The sequence below is a fragment of the Streptomyces sp. NPDC006335 genome, assembly GCF_040612795.1.
Taxonomy (GTDB): Bacteria; Actinomycetota; Actinomycetes; order Streptomycetales; family Streptomycetaceae; genus Streptomyces.
Map to the genome: position 1 here is coordinate 674,488 of NZ_JBEXQX010000001.1, position 15,866 is coordinate 690,353.

Here is a 15,866-nt window from a genome sequence, read left to right on the forward strand (position 1 = left end):
AACGCGTTCCAGTCCGGCGCCCTCTGTATAGCCGAGCCCAACGTACTTGTGAAGGCTCCTGACGGTGTGTCAGGTGGGCCGGTTCCCCGTGGTCCCGGCACCCGTGACATTTGTCCTGCCGGATTCCGTACAAGCGCATCTGCCGGGCGGGCGGGGCGGACTCGTAGCGTCGTCAGTGCGAGTCGGTCCCTACGCCGGCCCGTCGTACCGGCGGAACGCCGGGAACCTCTGAGCGGAGGAACGGTCATGTCCTGGTCGCGCGAGCTCTGGTGCCGTGTGGACGAGATCCGCAGGGGGGTCCACGCGGCGCGTGAGCACCAGCGGTACTACCAGGCGAACAAGCAGCGCCTCAAGGCCGAATACAGGGCCGCGCAGCGGGCCGGGGAAGTCCACACACAGGCGGGACTGGGCAGCGGGTTCGGGCTGCTGCCATGGCTGCTGATGGGGATGGGCGCCTTCTCCAACCTCTTCCAGGGCGAGACCACCGACCCCTGGGTCGGCGGCCTCGGGCTGCTCACCTTCAACTCGCTCTACATCTATGTCACCTTCCGCGCCTTCCGCAAGGAGACCCGGGAGGCGACCTCCACGCGCGTGGCGCTGGCGCTGATGGGGCTGGTGACCTGCGGTCTGGCGATGGGGTACGGGGGCAACTGGCTGTTGTTCTTCCCCCTGTTGGGGCTCGCGACGGGCGCGGTCGTGCGGCTGCCGCATCTGCGGTGGGTGGGTACGGTCGTGACCGTGGTCGCCGGCGCGGCCTCCGTCCTCCGCGACGGCTGGGGCGGACTCGACACCGCGTACGCCACGTGGATCTCCACGATGGTGACGGCCGCGATCATGTCCCTCTCGGAAGCGGTACGGCAGTTGCGGCAGGCTCGCGAGGAACTGGCCCGGCGCGCGGTCGAGGAGGAGCGGCTGCGGTTCTCCCGCGATCTGCACGACCTGCTCGGGCACACGCTGTCGGTGATCGTGGTGAAGTCGGAGGCGGCCCGACGCCTCGCCCCACGCCACCTGGACGCGGCGCTCGCGCAGGTCCTCGACATCGAGTCGGTCGGCCGCCAGGCGCTCACCGAGATCCGCGAGGCGGTGACCGGCTACCGCGAGGGCAGCCTCAGCACGGACCTCGACCGGGCCACCTCCGCGCTGCGCGCCGCGGGCATCGAACCCGTCGTCCACCGCTCCGGTCACCCGCTCGCCGCCCAGACCGAGGCCCTGCTGGGCTGGGTGGTCCGCGAGGCGGTGACCAACGTGGTCCGGCACAGCGGGGCGAACCACTGCGAGATCTCCGTGCGGGCCTCGGCGGAACGGGTGATGCTGCGCGTCTGGGACGACGGCCGGGGCAGATCGGCGCAGGCGCGCCTTCCCTGGACTGGGGGTCGGGGGGCGACCGTGGAGACGCGCCCTGCTGGGACTGGCGGCCCGGGGGCGGTCGTGGGAACGCACCCACCTGGGACCGATAGTCGGGTAACACCCCTGGAAACGCACCCACCTGGGACCGACGGCCGGGAAACGGCCACGGAGACGCAGCCCCTCAGAGCCGACGACCGGGCAACGGCCGTGAAGTCGCACCCTCACGGAACCGACGGTCGGGGAACGGCCCGGGAGATCCACCCCCCTGGGACCGACGGCCGGGGAACAGCCACGGAGACGCAGCCCCTCAGAGCCGACGACCCGGCAACGGCCGTGAAGTCGCACCCTCACGGAACCGACGGCCGGGGAACGGCCCGGGAGATCCACCCCCCTGGGACCGACGGCCGGGGAACAGCCACGGAGACGCAGCCCCTCAGGGCCGACGACCGGGCAACGGCCGTGAAGTCGCACCCTCACGGAACCGACGGTCGGGGAACGGCCAAGGAGACGCACCCGCACGGAACCGACGACGACGGAACAGCGACGGACGCGCACCCTCCCGCCACCAACACCCGCAGAACAGCCACGGACACGCCCCCTCCCCCCACCGACACCCACAGACCGGCCGCAGACACGCCCCCTCCCACAACCCACCGCGCGGAACCGGCGACACTGACCGTCACCGGCCCGGCGTGGGTCGGGAACGTGCCGGGCATCGGCGGTACCGGTCTCAAGGGGCTCGCGGAGCGGCTGGCCGCGGGCGGGGGATGGTTGGAAGCCGGCCCGGGGCCACGGGGCGGATTCGTGGTGCGGGCCGAGTTGCCGGTCGAGTCGGTGGAAGCGGTGCGGTCCGACGGGACGGCGGGGGTCGAGGACGGGCCCCTGATCGGTGAGACGGCCCGGTGACGGCCGCCGGACCGGGCCGTCCGCTCCACCGTCCAGGCCTCCCCCCACCGGCACTCCTCGATCGCCCTGCACACTGTCCAGTTCTCAAGGTTCGAGCGCGTCTGCGCAGCGGACTCACACCTCCACCGCCCACGGCCCCCCGCCCTACGCTTGGGACGTGAACGAGATGCCCCGGGATCACCGGCCCGCCCGCTCCATCCGTGTGCTGCTCGCCGAGGACCAGGGGATGATGCGGGGGGCGCTCGCGCTGTTGCTCGGGATGGAACCGGACATCGAGGTGGTGGCCCAGGTCGCGGCGGGGGACGCGATCGTGGAGGCGGCGCTCACGCACCGCCCCGACGTGGCGCTGCTCGACATCGAGCTGCCGGGGATGAGCGGGCTGGACGCCGCCGCCGAACTGCGCGACCAGGCGCCGGACTGCCGGGTGTTGATCCTGACCACCTTCGCGAGACCCGGTTACCTGCGCCGGGCCATGGAGGCGGGTGCCGCCGGCTTCCTCGTCAAGGACGGTCCCGTCGAGGAGTTGGCCGCCTCGATCCGCCGGGTGCTGACCGGGGAGACCGTGATCGACCCCGCCCTCGCCGCGGCCGCCCTCGGCGCCGGCCCGAACCCTCTCACCGCCCGTGAGTGCGACGTCCTCAGGGCGTCCACGGACGGCGCGACGGTGGCCGACATCGCCGGCAGGCTCCACCTCTCCGAGTCCACCGTCCGCAACTACCTGTCCTCCGCCATCGGCAAGACCCGCACCCGCAACCGGATGGAGGCGGTAAGGGCGGCCCGGCAGCAGGGGTGGCTGTGAGCCCGGCCGCTCCCTACCCGACCACCTCCGCCGTCTTGTACCGCGTGCCCTTCGGCGCCAGGCACACGAACCAGTCGTAGGGGGAGCCCTCGGCCCGGCGGATCGCCTCGACGTCACTGCCGGTGCCGGAACCGGCCCGCTCCAGCACGGTCGCCGTCCCGTCGGTCCATGCGCAGTTGACGCGCTGGGCGGTCTTGGCGACGTAGCCGATCACGAGACGGACGTCCTTGGTGTCGCCGGGTTCGAGGGGGAGGGAGCCGGACATGAGGTCCGTGCCGGACATGGTGTCCGACTCGGGGACCGTGTTCTCCATGACCTTCCTCGACTCGCCTCCGTGGTCGAGGTGCACGAAGTACGCGATCTTGCCCACCAGGTCCGAGGCCCCGCGGACGTCGGGCGGGTACTCGCCGTACGCCCGCATCGCGTTCATCGTGGCCCGGGCCTCCGCGGTGTCGACCGGCGCCTGCCACGTGTCGAGGGTGACCCGCCACTCCTCGCCGTTCTCCGCGCCCGTGGCCAGTGTGGTCCGGTTGACGGGCTCGAACACGTGGGGCGTCCCGGTGGCCGGTGGCCGGGTGGCCACCGCTCCCCCGCCGCCCCCACCCGGCAGCCCGGCCACCGCGAGCGTCGCCGAGGACCCGGCGAGGACCAGTGCCGTGGCCGCGGCCACCGCCCAACGGCGGGCCCGGCGCCTGCGGCCACCGCGGAGCACCGCCTCGTAGGGGGCTATGCCGATCTCGACCTCGTCGGCGGCGTCGGCCAGCAGGAGGGCGATGTCGCTGTCACTCATGTCGTGGCTCTTCTCCCGGTCCGCGCTCATCACTTCCGCCCTCCCTGGGTCACCATGTCGGCCAGCGCGGGTATGGCGCGAAGTTTCGCGATCCCCTTGGCCGCGTTGCTCTTCACCGAGCCGACCGAGCAGCCCATCGCCTCGGCCGTCTGGGTCTCGGTGAGGTCCTCCCAGTACCGCAGGACCACCGCCTCCCGCTGCCGCGGCGGAAGTTGGGCCAGCGCCGTCAGCAGGGCGCTGCGGTCGTCGGCCTGGGCGATGCGGTCACCGGTGTCGGCGATCTCGCGCACCAGTCCCGAGTCGTCCCCCCGCGCCAGGAACTCCCTGAGCCTCCTGCGGTGCCTGCGCGCGTGCGCGTTGATCATCACGCGCCGTACGTACGCCTCCGGGTCGTCCGCCGAGCCGACCCTGCGCCAGGCCACAAAGGCCTGTTCGAGGGTCGTCTGGACCAGGTCCTCCGCGGCGTGCTGCTCCCCCGTGAGGAGAAATGCCGTCCGCATCAGCCGCGGCCAACGGCCGATGACAAAGCTCTGGAACTCCTCGTCCCGAGCCTGTTTCCGATCCCCCATGGGCACCTCCTAGATGTCTGAAGGAGTCCATGAGCGGGTCAAACCGTTGCCTCACCGGACGGAGGACTTCACCGGCGCCGCGCGAGACGCTCAGGTCACGGAGACCTTCCGCGGGAGCCACACCAGCATCAGCGCCACTGCGCACAGCAGCACCCCCGTCCCCACCCGGAACGCCAGCGCGTACCCCTCCGTCAGCGCCTCCGGCGAATCCGCGCCCCCCGTCCGGGCCGCCGCCAGCGTCGACAGGACCGCGAGTCCCAGCGAGCCGCCCATCGTGCGCGAGGTGTTGACCAGCCCCGACACCAGTCCGGCCTCTCCCGGCGCCGCCCCCGAGGTGGCCAGCGAGGCGAGCGGGGTCGAGGCCAGGCCCGCACCGAGCATCATCAGGATCCCGGGACCCATGATCGAGGTGACGTAGCCGCCGTCCGCGGTCATCGTCGACTGCCAGCCGTAGCCGGCCAGCGCGACGAGCGTCCCCAGGGCCGCCACCCGGCGCGCCCCGAGCCGGTGCATGAGGCGGGGCGCGAGCTTGGAGCCGAGCACGATCGCCAGGGAGCTCGGCAGGATGGCGAGTCCGGCTTCGAGCGGGGAGTAGGTGAGGACGTTCTGGGCGTAGAGCGTGATGAAGTACCACGTGCAGAACAGGGCGAAGCCGCTCAGGAACATCGCCGCGTTCGCCGACGCCGCCGCCCGCACCCTGAGCAGTCCGAGCGGCATCAGCGGGGCGGCCGTACGGGATTCGACGAGCAGGAACGCGCAGATCAGCACCAGTGAGGCCGCCAGCGGGACCAGCGTGGCGGCGGCCGTCCACCCCTCGGCCTCGGTCTGCGAGATGCCGTACGCCAGCACCGCCAGTCCCGCCGTGACCAGGACCGCTCCCGGCAGGTCGAGGCGCCGCCCGTCCCCTCTGCGGCTCTCGGTCAGCCACAGCAGCGAGCCCAGCAGGACCACCGCGCCGACCGGCACGTTGATCAGGAGCACCCAGCGCCAGGACAGGGTGTCCACGAGGAGTCCGCCGAAGAAGCCGCCCGCCGCGCCGCCGCCCGCTCCGACGGCCGTCCAGGTGGCGATGGCCCGGGCCCGCGCGGGCCCCTCGGGGACGGCCGACGTGACGATCGTCAGGGTCGCGGGGGCCAGCACCGCCGCGCCGAGGCCCTGCACGGCACGGGCGGCCAGCAGTTCGCCGCCCTGCTGGGCCAGGCCGCCGGCCAGCGAGGCCACCGTGAACAGTCCGAGGCCGACCAGGAACATCCGCTTGCGGCCGTAGAGGTCACCGGCCCGGCCGCCGAGGAGCATGAACCCGGCGAAGGCGATGGAGTAGGCGTTCACGACCCACTGAAGTCCGGATGCGCTCATGCCCAGGTCGGCGCGCATGGAGGGCAGCGCCACGTTGACGACGGACACGTCGAGGACGACCAGGAACTGGCCCGCGCACGCCAGCGTCACCACCAGCCAGGCGGGGGTACCGAGCGGGGACGGCGTCTGCGGGCGACTTCAGCGGCTTCCAGCATGGCTGTCATGGTCTCAATCGGGCTCCGCTTCCCCAAGAGAATATAAAGAAATCGTTAGTACGCCGAAGCATCGGAATAGTTGCCCATGCATACGTAGTTCAAGCCACACGTAACCAGAGTCCACGTCCCACACAGCCCGATCTCCGGGCCCGGAGGCCTCCCTCACATGACGCACACGCCGACCGACCAGCCCACCCGGAGAGCGTCCGGCGCTGTCGTCCCGGTGCTCGCCTTCGCGGGCATCGTGGTCGCGGTGATGCAGACCCTGCTCGTCCCGGTCATCAAGGACCTGCCGCAACTGCTGGACACCGCCCCCAGCAACGCCACCTGGGTCCTGACGTCCACCCTGCTCTCGGGCGCCGTCGCCACCCCGATCATGGGCCGCCTCGGCGACCTGTACGGCAAGCGCCGCATGCTCATTCTCAGCCTCGCGGTGATGGTCGTCGGCGCCCTCATCAGCGCCCTCACCAGCGACCTGCTCACGATGATCGCCGGCCGCACCCTCCAGGGCTTCGCCATGGGCGCGATCCCCCTCGGCATCGGCCTGATGCGCGACATGCTGCCCCGCGAGAAGCTCGGCTCGGCCATGGCCCTGATGAGCTCCTCGATCGGCGTCGGCGGCGGACTCGCCCTCCCCCTCGCCGCCCTGATCGCCCAGCACGCCGACTGGCACGCCCTCTTCTACGGCGCCGCGGGCCTCGGCGCCCTCGCCATCGCCCTCACCCTCCTCGTCGTACCGGAGTCCCCGGCGCGCGCCGAGGGCACCTTCGACGTGCTGGGCGCGATCGGCCTCTCCACCGGTCTCGTCCTCTTCCTCCTCCCCATCACCAAGGGCAGCGACTGGGGCTGGACCTCCGGCACCACGCTCGGCCTGTTCGCCGCCTCCGCGGTCGTCCTCGTCCTGTGGGGCGTCATGGAGCTGCGGGTGAAGGCCCCCCTGGTCGACCTGCGCACCACGGCCCGCCCGGCGGTCCTCTTCACCAACCTGGCGTCGATCATGGTGGGTGTCTCCTTCTACGTCGTCTCGCTCGTCCTGCCCCAGCTCCTCCAGCTCCCGAAGGCCACCGGCTACGGCCTCGGCCAGTCGATGGTCGTCGCCGGCCTCCTGGTCGCCCCGCTGGGCCTGACGATGATGTTCACGGCGCCGGTGTACGCCCGCCTCTCCGCCAAGTACGGCCCCAAGGTCACCCTGATCCTCGGCATGCTGATCATCGCGATCGGCTACGGCGCCGGCCTCGGCCTGATGAGCGCGGCCTGGCAGAGCCTCGTGATCGCGGTCGTCCTGGGCGCGGGCATCGGTCTCGCGTACTCCTCCCTTCCCGCGCTGATCGTCGGGGCGGTCCCGGCATCGGAGACGGGCGCGGCGAACGGGCTCAACACGCTGATGCGCTCCATCGGTACGTCCGTGTCGAGCGCCGTGATCGGGATGGTGCTCGCGAACACGGCGAACGACGTCGGGGGCGTCGCCGTACCGACCATGCACGGCTTCCGGGTCTCCTTCCTCATCGCGACCGGCGCGGTGGCCGTCGGGCTGCTGATGGCGCTGTTCCTGCCGAAGCCGAACCGTGCGCCGCAGCTTCGGGCGAGCAGCGAGGAGGAGGCGAACCTGGAACGCGCCGAGCAGGTTCTCCGGGCCTTCCGGGGCCGTGTTCTCGACGCGACCGGGGCTCCGGTCGCCCGGGCCAAGGTGACGCTGATCGACCGGCGGGGCCGGCAGGCGGGAGCGACGCTCTCCGACGACGACGGCACGTACGTACTCGGGGTGCCGAGCGGGGGCGCGTACGTGCTCGCCGCACGGGCCGCCGGCCACGGCCCCCTGGCCTCTTCCGCCACCCACGCGGGCGACGAGCGCGCGATCGCCCTCGACCTGGCCCTGCCGGGCGAGACGGTCACCGCCTGACCGACGACCGCCAGCGGAACCACACCCCCGCCCGACACCGAGGGCGGGGGTGTGTCGTCCCGTGGCGCACCAAGACCGTAGGCCCGGCACGGGAGGCACTCACCGCTCGGACCCGCGCTGGGCGCGACCGTGAGACAGACCAGGCCGGCCAGGACACGCGGCCGCCCGGCGAACGGCCATCGCCACCTGCCCCGTAGGGCTTCGGACACCCACACCCCACACCCGCTTCCCCGCCCCCGCACCCCCCGTCCCGCTGCGAGCGAGCGTGCGGCAGCATGGGGCGTCCGGCGTCTGCCCGCCCGCACGACCGATCCGTACGACCGAGAGGAACCCCCATGGCCGCGGCTCCCAAGCCCGAGATTCTCGCCGCCTTCGAGGCCGCGAAGGGGTTCATGCCCCTGGGCGAGGGGCTGGCCCTCTACGCGGCCGCCCTGGAGGCCGGGCGGCTCGGGCTGCCGCTGCTGGAGGTCGGTACCTACTGCGGCCGGTCCGCGATCCTGCTCGGGGACGCGGCCCGCGAAGCCGGCGTGGTCGCGCTCACCGTCGACCACCACCGGGGCAGCGAGGAGCAGCAGCCTGGGTGGGAGTACCACGACCCGGAGACCGTGGATCCCGAGCTCGGGGTGATGGACACGCTGCCCACCTTCCGCAGGACCCTGTACCGGGCCGGGCTGGAGGAGCACGTGGTCGCCCTCGTCGGGCGGTCGCCGCAGCTCGCGAAGGTCTGGGGCTCCCCGCTCGGCCTGGTCTTCGTCGACGGCGGCCACACCGACGAGCACGCGAACGCCGACTACGAGGGCTGGGCCCCGCACGTGGCCGAGGGCGGGCTCCTCGTCATCCACGACGTGTTCCCGGAGCCGGAGGACGAGTTCACCGGGCAGGCGCCGTACCGGATCTACCTCCGGGCCCTCGCCTCCGGTGACTTCACCGAGGTCTCCGCGACCGACTCGCTGCGGGTGCTGCGGCGGACGCGGGCGGCGACCGGGGAGCAGGGTTAGAGTCGCAGACGTGTCGTACGCAGGCCCTGAATTCGAAGCCCCCCGGCCCCGCCGCCCCCGGCGCCGTCCACTGACCGTCGTACTCGCCGTGCTCGTGCCGGGCGCGCTGCTCGGGTGGCTGGTGTACGAGGGGGTGAGCGGGGCGGCCGACGGCAACGGGACGGCGGGCGCGGCGAGTCCGCGGGCGAGTGCTCCGCCCACCGCCTCCTCCACCACCGCCGAGGACAAGAAGCCGCTCGCCTCGCTCCGGGGCAAGGTCGTCGTCATCGACCCCGGGCACAACCTCACCAACTTCCGGCACCCGGCCGAGATCAACCGCAAGGTCGACATCGGCACGAACCGCAAGGAGTGCGACACGACGGGGACGTCCACCAACGCCGGTTACGCGGAGGCAAAGTTCACCCTCGACGTCGCCCACCGGCTGCGCACCCTGCTGGAACGCAAGGGCGCGACGGTGAAACTGACGCAGGACGGCGACCGGCCCTACGGCCCCTGTGTCGACGAGCGCGCCAGGATCGGCAACAGCGCGAAGGCCGACGCGGTCGTGTCGATCCACGCGGACGGCGCGGGCCCCGGGCAGCGCGGCTACCACGTGATCCTCCCGGGCCGGGTCCACAAGGGCATCGCCGACACCCGCCGGATCGTCGCCCCCTCCGCCGAACTCGGCGAGCTCGTCGCGCACGACTTCGGCCGCGCGACGGGCACCGCCCCCTCCAACTACATCGGCGACGGCACCGGCCTGGACACCCGCACCGACCTCGGCGGCCTCAACCTGTCAAAGGTTCCCAAGGTGTTCATCGAATGCGGCAACATGCGCGACAGCAAGGACGCGGCGCTCCTGACGAGCCCGGCCTGGCGACAGAAGGCCGCGCGAGGAATCTCTGAGGGAATCGTGAGTTTCCTGCGCGGGTGACGGTCAGCGCGTGGATCCCGTCGTACGCTCCGCCCCGCCGGACGATAGGGTCTACCGACGACGAGACGACCTACGAAGGACTTGAAGTGAATATCCGCTCCCTCACTCGAGGCGACGGCGTGGTGATCGGTGCAGCGGTGTTGCTGTTCATCGCGTCGTTCCTCGATCTGTACTCGGTCGACGGAGCCCCCGACGACGCCGACCTCCCCAGCGCCTGGGCGAGCGGCCCGGTCGTGATGGGGGTCGTCCTGGCGGGCATCATCGGCGCCGCCCTCGTCGTCCTGTCGCGCGGTCTGCCGCAGCTTCCGAAGGTGGCGGGGCTGGACCTGGGCCAAGTGGGCACGGCGTTCACGGTCTTCGCCGCCTGGAGCGCGCTCGGGAACGTCTTCGACCCGCTGAGCGCCGCGGACTACGGCTCCAGCTCGGACACCGTCAGCGCCGGCATCGGCCTGATCCTCGCTCTCGTCGCCACCCTGGTCATGGCCGCGGCCGCCGTCGCCACCCCCCTCGTGCCCGCCCTCCAGGCCGGTCTCGTCCCGGCCCCCAAGCCGCCCCAGCCGCAGCCCTACGGCGCCCAGCCGCCCGGTGGTTACGGCTACCCGGGCGCCCAGCAGCAGGGCCAGCCGGGTCAGCAGGGACAGCCCTACGGCGGTCAGCCGCAGCCGGGCCAGCCGTTCGGCACGCAGCCCCAGCCGCAGGCACCGGCCCCGCAGCCGCCGGCCGCGGAGTTCTCGCCGTTCTGGTTCGCCGTGCCGGTGCCGCGTCCGCTGTTCGCGGAGGACGGTTCGCCGACGCCGATCGCCGAACTCGCCCCGGGCACCTGGTACCTGGCGGTCGAGCAGCGCGGTCCGGGTCTGGTGGCCCAGACGCAGGACGGCCGTCGTGGTGTGCTCCAGGACACGAGCGGCATCCAGCGCGGCTGAGCCCTTCGAGGTCGTAGGACGGCCCCTCGCCCCTTCCGGGCGGGGGGCCGTTGCCGTACATTCGCGAGCGGCCACCAAGGAGTTGACGAACCGTCAGGAGGCCTTGTGCGACTCGGTCTTGCGCTCGGCTACTGGGGCCGCGGCCCCTCCCCCGACCATGTGCCGCTGGCCCAGGAGGCGGAGCGGCTCGGCTACCACTCGGTGTGGACGGCCGAGTCATGGGGGTCGGACGTGTTCACCCCGCTCACCTGGATCGCGGCACGGACATCAACGATCAGGCTGGGTACGGCGGTTGCGCAGATGGCCGCCCGCTCACCCACCACGACCGCCATGCACGCCCTCACCCTGGACCATCTCTCCGGCGGGCGGGTCATGCTCGGCCTCGGGCTGTCCGGGCCGCAGGTCGTCGAGGGCTGGTACGGCCGTCCGTTCCCCAAGTCGCCGCTGACCGCGACCCGGGAGTACGTCGACGTCGTACGGCAGGTGCTGAGGCGGGAGGCGCCGGTCGCGCTGGACGGCCGTTTCCACTCCCACCCCTACCGGGGGCCGGACGGCACCGGGCTCGGCAAGGCGCTCAAGCCGATCACCCATCCCCTGCGCGCCGATCTGCCGATCCTCCTGGGCGCCGAGGGCCCGAAGAACATCGCCCAGACGACCCGGATCGCCGACGGCTGGCTGCCGTTGTACTGGTCGCCGAACCGGCCCGAGGTCTACGAGGCCTCGCTCGCCGAGGCTCCGGAGGGCTTCCTCGTCGCCCCCATGGCGCAGGTGCGGGTCTGCGACGACGTGGCCGAGGGGCTGCTGCCGGTCAAGACGATGCTCGGCTTCTACATCGGCGGAATGGGCCACGCGGCCCGGAACTTCCACGCCGACCTGATGGCCCGCATGGGGTACGAGGAGCAGGCGCGCCGGATCCAGCGATTGTTCCTCGAAGGCCGTCGCGAGGAGGCGGTGCTCGCCGTGCCGGACGCGTTCGCCGACGAGATCTCCCTGGTCGGCCCGCGCCAACGCATCGCCGAGCGGCTGGAGTCGTGGCGCAAGGGGCCGGTGACGGACCTGCTGGCGCTGGCCCCGGACCGTCAGTCGCTGCGGGTGCTGGCGGAGCTCAACGCGTGAGGCCAGGTTTCACCGGAGAATTCGCGGCCATTCGAACAACATGTCCACTCATACGCGCCGTGGTGCCAACTCAGCCGGGACGGTCATAGCGGTCGTCGCCGACATCATGGCCCTCATCCTGGGCCTGTGGATCCTGATGTACCTGCTGGACGCCAACCGTGCGAACGACTTCGTGCAGTTCATCCACGATGCCGCTCGCTGGCTCGCCGGCTGGTCCTACGACCTGTTCACGTTCGACGAGGCCTGGGCCCGAGTAGTGGCCGGCTACGGCCTCGCAGCGGTGGTCTACCTGTTCGTGGGCCACGCCATCGCCAACCGGGCCCATCGCCACTGAGCCCTCCGCCGGGGGTGCCGTGATCGTCTGCGGCGCCCTCGTGGCTGGTCGCGCGGTTCCCCGCGCCCCTTCAGGGCGCTACCGGACCCCGCGATCTCAGGCGCAGCAGTCCGGGTCCAGCCCGACCGGCAGACGGTCCCCGCTGAACACCGCGCACGTGGCCTCATGACCGCCCAGCGCGGCGACGGCGAGCAGCAGTGACCCCGCGGTCCACGTGGTCAGCTCCCGCGGCCACACCGCGCCGTCCTCGAACACGTACCCGGTCCAGTACAACCCGCTGTCCGCGTCCCGCAGATGCTGGATCGACTGGAGGATCTCCAGGGCGCGGTCGGACTCGCCCGTGACCCACAGGGCCAGCGCGAGTTCGGCCGACTCCCCGCCCGTCACCCACGGGTTGGGGACGACGCAGCGCACCCCCAGGCCGGGCACGACGAAGCGCTCCCAGCCTTCCTCGATACGGGACTTGGCCTCCGCCCCGGTCAACGCCCCGCCCAGGACCGGGTAGTACCAGTCCATGGAGTAGCGGTCCTTGTCGAGGAAGCGCTCCGGGTGCCGGCGGATCGCGTGCCGCAGCGCGCCGACCGCCAACTCCCAGTCGGGCTGGGCCTCCTCACGCTGTTCGGCGATCGCGAGCGCGCACCGCAGCGCGTGGTGGATGGAGGAGGACCCGGTGAGCAGCCCGTCGGTGACGGGCCTGCCGTCGTCCTCCCGCTTCCACCCGATCTGCCCGCCCGGCTGCTGGAGCCCCAGGACGAACTCCATCGCGGCGTACACCGTCGGCCACATCCGGTCGAGGAACGTGTCGTCGCCGGTGGAGAGGTAGTGGTGCCACACTCCTACGGCTATGTAGGCGACGAAGTTGGTCTCGCGCCCGCGGTCGGTGACCTCCGCGAAGTGCCCGTCCTGGTACGCGGCGTACCAGGAACCGTCCTCGTTCTGGTGCCGTGCGAGCCACTCGTAGGCCCGCTCGGCCGCCTCGTGCTCGCCCGCCGCGTCCAGGGCCATGGCGGCCTCGGTGTGGTCCCACGGGTCGAGGTGGTGCCCGCGGAACCACGGGATCGCCCCGTCCTCCCGCTGCACGGCCAGGATCCCGGCGACGGTCGCGGCGGCCTGTTCGGCGGTCAACACCCCGGGCAGGACCAGGTGTTCGGTACGCGGAGTCGTCACCGCGCGTCCACGGCCGGCAGGTGCGGCTTGGTCGCGTACGCCACGAAGCTCTTGCCGATCAGGGGGTTCAGGGCCTGCTCGGCGACCCGCGTCGCCAGCGGCTTCTTCATGATGTCCCAGACCAGGAGCTTGTGGTACGCCTTCACCGGCAGCGCCTTGTCGTTGTCGACGCCGAACGCGCACTTCAGCCACCAGTACGGGGAGTGCAGGGCGTGCGCGTGGTGGGTGCCGTACGGCTTGAGGCCGGCCTCGCGGATCTTCGCGAGGAGTTCGTCCGCCTTGTAGATGCGGATGTGGCCGCCCTCGACCTCGTGGTAGGCGTCGGACAGGGCCCAGCAGACCTTCTCGGGGCCGTAGCGCGGGACGGTGACGGCGATCCGGCCGCCGGGCTTCAACACCCGGACCATCTCGGCGAGTACGCCCTTGTCGTCGGGGATGTGCTCCATCACCTCGGAGATGATCACGACGTCGAAGGACTCGTCGGGGAAGGGGAGGGCCAGCGCGTCGCCCTCCATGGCCGTCGCGGTGGCGCCCTCGGGGGCCTCCCCGGCCTCCTTCATCGCCGCGAACCACTTGGCGACCTCGCGGATTTCGTCGGCGTTCTGGTCCAGGGCCACGACCTGCGCGCCGCGCCGGTAGCACTCGAAGGCGTGCCGGCCGGCCCCGCAGCCGAGGTCCAGGACGCGGTCGCCCGGCGCGAGCGGGAACCTGGAGAAGTCGACGGTCAGCACGTGGCCCTGCTTTCGGGATAGACACCGGTGTCACTGGGGGAGGCTGCGGGGGCAGCGGTGGTCGATGAGGCGGACACGGCCGCGCTGTTCGAGGGCGTCGCCGGGTCGGCGGTGTCGCCCGCCTCGCCACCCTCCCCGGCCCCGGCTTCCGCTCCGCGCCGCACGGCCTCCGCGGCCCGGCTGCGGTCCGGAACCGCGGCACGACCGTGTTCGAGATCCGCCGAACCGGCCGGGACGTCCTCCGGGCCACCGTCACCCGGGACCACCGAGCGATCGGGATCCGCAACCGCCGAGCGGACCGGGACGGCCGCCGAGCCGCCGTCGCCAACGCCGTCCGGGGCCACCGAGCGGGACGTGGCCGGCGCAGGGCGGGACGGGCCCGGCGTCAGGCGGGACGTGGCCGGTGTCGGGCGGGGTGTCGTGGTGGTGGCCATGGCCTCTCGGTATCTGGTCACCGTTCCCTCGGCGGCGCGAGCCCAGGTGAAGTGGGCGAGGACTCGTTCGCGTCCCGCCGCCCCGAGCCGTGCCCGCAGGTCCGGGTCGCCCAGCAGTCGGCTCAGCGCCACCGCCAGTGCGCCGGAGTCGCCCGGCGGTACCGCGAGGCAGGTCTCGCCGTCACGGCCGGCGACCTCGGGGATCGCGCCGCCCGTCGTGGCGACCAGCGGGGTTCCCGTCGCCATCGCTTCGGCGGCCGGCAGGGAGAAGCCCTCGTAGAGCGACGGCACGCAGGCGACCTCCGCCGAGCGGACCAGGTCGACGAGTTCGGCGTCCGAGATGCCCTTGACGAAGTCGACGGCGCCTTCGAGGCCGTAGCGCTCGATCGCGGCGGCGACCGGGCCCTCCGTGGGCCGCTTGCCCACGACGACCACGTGCGCCCCGGGGTGTTCCGTGCGCACCTTCGCCAGTGCCTCGACGAGGAAGACCAGGCCCTTGAGGGGGACGTCCGCGCTGGAGGTCGTGACGATCCGGCCCGGGACCACGCGCACCGACGGATCCGGCGAGAACTGGTCGGTGTCGGCGCCGATGTGGACGACGTGGACACGGTCGTCGCGCACGCCGAGGTGGTCGACGATCTCCTGGCGGGAGGTGCCGGAGACGGTGAGGACCGACGGGAGGCGCCGGGCCACCCGCTTCTGCATGCGGGTGAAGGCGTACCAGCGGCGCTTGGACAGCCGCTGCTGCCAGCCCTCGGCCGCGTCCAGCTCCAACTGCCGGTCCACGGTGATGGGGTGGTGGATGGTGGTCACCAGCGGTGCGCCGACGTCGCCCAGCAGGCCGTAGCCGAGGGTCTGGTTGTCGTGGACCACGTCGAACTCACCGCTGCGGGCCCGGAGATGGCGTCGGGCCCGCAGGGAGAAGGTGAGCGGCTCGGGGAAGCCGCCGGTCCACATCGTGGCGACTTCCAGGGCGTCGATCCAGTCGCGGAACTCGTCGCGCCGCGGGGTGCGGAAGGGGTCCGGGGAGCGGTACAGGTCCAGGCTCGGCAGCTCGGTCAGGCTCAGCCCGTCGTAGCCCGGGTCGAGGACCGGGTAGGGCTGGGAGCCGATGACCTCGACGCGGTGGCCGAGGCGGGCCAACTCGCGCGAGAGGTGCCGTACGTAGACGCCCTGGCCGCCGCAGAACGGGTTCCCTTTGTAGGTGAGGAGCGCGATACGGAGCGGTCGCTCGCCGTCGGCGGCCGGGTCCACCGAGGGCCCGGCCTGACTGGCCTCAGCGGTCACTCTGGGCCCCCTTCTGCCTGCACTGTCCCGCGAGATTACGACGAGACGGTAATCTAGAACAAGTTTCAGACTTGATCGTTCAGGAGGCTCTGAATCTACCGGCAGGTAGGAGTCCTGTGAGCGGTGGATCAGGTGATTCAC

Annotated in this window: 13 protein-coding genes and 2 pseudogenes; 9 read left to right on the plus strand and 6 right to left on the minus strand. The window is 72.1% G+C overall.

Annotated features, from left to right (window positions below):
• Positions 1-246: 246 nt before the first annotated feature.
• The 3 genes and pseudogenes from ABZ098_RS03060 to ABZ098_RS03070 all read left to right on the plus strand — a co-directional run.
• Positions 247-1,341 (plus strand): annotated as a pseudogene (locus ABZ098_RS03060) (histidine kinase); the annotation flags it as partial.
• Positions 1,342-2,055: 714 nt separating this feature from the next.
• Positions 2,056-2,253 (plus strand): annotated as a pseudogene (locus ABZ098_RS03065) (sensor histidine kinase); the annotation flags it as partial.
• Positions 2,254-2,419: 166 nt separating this feature from the next.
• Positions 2,420-3,052, plus strand: a complete 633-nt coding sequence (locus ABZ098_RS03070; RefSeq protein WP_356587611.1) for a response regulator transcription factor — start codon at positions 2,420-2,422, stop codon at positions 3,050-3,052.
• A gap of 13 nt (positions 3,053-3,065) precedes the next feature.
• Here ABZ098_RS03070 and ABZ098_RS03075 read toward each other — a convergent pair whose 3' ends face one another.
• The 3 genes from ABZ098_RS03075 to ABZ098_RS03085 all read right to left on the minus strand — a co-directional run bounded on the left by ABZ098_RS03075 (position 3,066) and on the right by ABZ098_RS03085 (position 5,860).
• Positions 3,066-3,842, minus strand: a complete 777-nt coding sequence (locus ABZ098_RS03075; RefSeq protein WP_356586618.1) for a hypothetical protein — start codon at positions 3,840-3,842, stop codon at positions 3,066-3,068.
• 29 nt (positions 3,843-3,871) lie between these two features.
• Positions 3,872-4,411: a SigE family RNA polymerase sigma factor gene (locus ABZ098_RS03080; protein ID WP_356586620.1), complete on the minus strand. Its 540-nt coding sequence runs from the start codon at positions 4,409-4,411 to the stop codon at positions 3,872-3,874.
• 90 nt (positions 4,412-4,501) lie between these two features.
• On the minus strand, positions 4,502-5,860 hold the full coding sequence (locus ABZ098_RS03085; RefSeq protein ID WP_356586622.1) for an MFS transporter: 1,359 nt from the start codon (positions 5,858-5,860) through the stop codon (positions 4,502-4,504).
• 228 nt (positions 5,861-6,088) lie between these two features.
• Here ABZ098_RS03085 and ABZ098_RS03090 point away from each other — a divergent pair, with 228 nt between their 5' ends.
• The 6 genes from ABZ098_RS03090 to ABZ098_RS03115 all read left to right on the plus strand — a co-directional run bounded on the left by ABZ098_RS03090 (position 6,089) and on the right by ABZ098_RS03115 (position 12,106).
• Positions 6,089-7,822, plus strand: a complete 1,734-nt coding sequence (locus tag ABZ098_RS03090; protein WP_356586624.1) for an MFS transporter — start codon at positions 6,089-6,091, stop codon at positions 7,820-7,822.
• A 335-nt stretch (positions 7,823-8,157) separates the two neighbouring features.
• Positions 8,158-8,820, plus strand: coding sequence for a class I SAM-dependent methyltransferase (locus tag ABZ098_RS03095; RefSeq protein ID WP_356586626.1), 663 nt, complete (start codon positions 8,158-8,160; stop codon positions 8,818-8,820).
• 10 nt (positions 8,821-8,830) lie between these two features.
• Positions 8,831-9,733 carry an N-acetylmuramoyl-L-alanine amidase gene (locus tag ABZ098_RS03100; protein ID WP_356586628.1) on the plus strand — a complete coding sequence of 301 codons (903 nt, stop codon included), beginning with the start codon at positions 8,831-8,833 and terminating at the stop codon, positions 9,731-9,733.
• Positions 9,734-9,819: 86 nt separating this feature from the next.
• The gene (locus ABZ098_RS03105; protein WP_356586630.1) at positions 9,820-10,656 is read left to right on the plus strand and encodes a DUF5336 domain-containing protein; all 837 of its coding nucleotides are present in this window, start codon (positions 9,820-9,822) and stop codon (positions 10,654-10,656) included.
• A gap of 105 nt (positions 10,657-10,761) precedes the next feature.
• On the plus strand, positions 10,762-11,772 hold the full coding sequence (locus ABZ098_RS03110) for an LLM class F420-dependent oxidoreductase (RefSeq protein WP_356586632.1): 1,011 nt from the start codon (positions 10,762-10,764) through the stop codon (positions 11,770-11,772).
• A 40-nt stretch (positions 11,773-11,812) separates the two neighbouring features.
• Positions 11,813-12,106: a hypothetical protein gene (locus ABZ098_RS03115; RefSeq protein WP_028807437.1), complete on the plus strand. Its 294-nt coding sequence runs from the start codon at positions 11,813-11,815 to the stop codon at positions 12,104-12,106.
• Positions 12,107-12,202: 96 nt separating this feature from the next.
• Here ABZ098_RS03115 and ABZ098_RS03120 read toward each other — a convergent pair whose 3' ends face one another.
• The 3 genes from ABZ098_RS03120 to ABZ098_RS03130 are packed head-to-tail and all read right to left on the minus strand — an operon-like array spanning position 12,203 to position 15,725.
• A complete protein-coding gene (locus tag ABZ098_RS03120) occupies positions 12,203-13,273 on the minus strand; it encodes a prenyltransferase/squalene oxidase repeat-containing protein (RefSeq protein ID WP_356586634.1) in 1,071 nt (356 codons plus the stop codon).
• Positions 13,270-14,004 carry a class I SAM-dependent methyltransferase gene (locus ABZ098_RS03125; RefSeq protein WP_356586636.1) on the minus strand — a complete coding sequence of 245 codons (735 nt, stop codon included), beginning with the start codon at positions 14,002-14,004 and terminating at the stop codon, positions 13,270-13,272. The genes ABZ098_RS03120 and ABZ098_RS03125 overlap by 4 nt, the downstream gene beginning before the upstream one ends.
• Complete coding sequence (locus tag ABZ098_RS03130) at positions 13,998-15,725, minus strand: glycosyltransferase family 4 protein (protein ID WP_356586638.1); 1,728 nt, start codon at positions 15,723-15,725, stop codon at positions 13,998-14,000. Before ABZ098_RS03130 ends, ABZ098_RS03125 begins: the two co-directional genes overlap by 7 nt.
• Between the last annotated feature and the right edge of the window lie 141 nt (positions 15,726-15,866).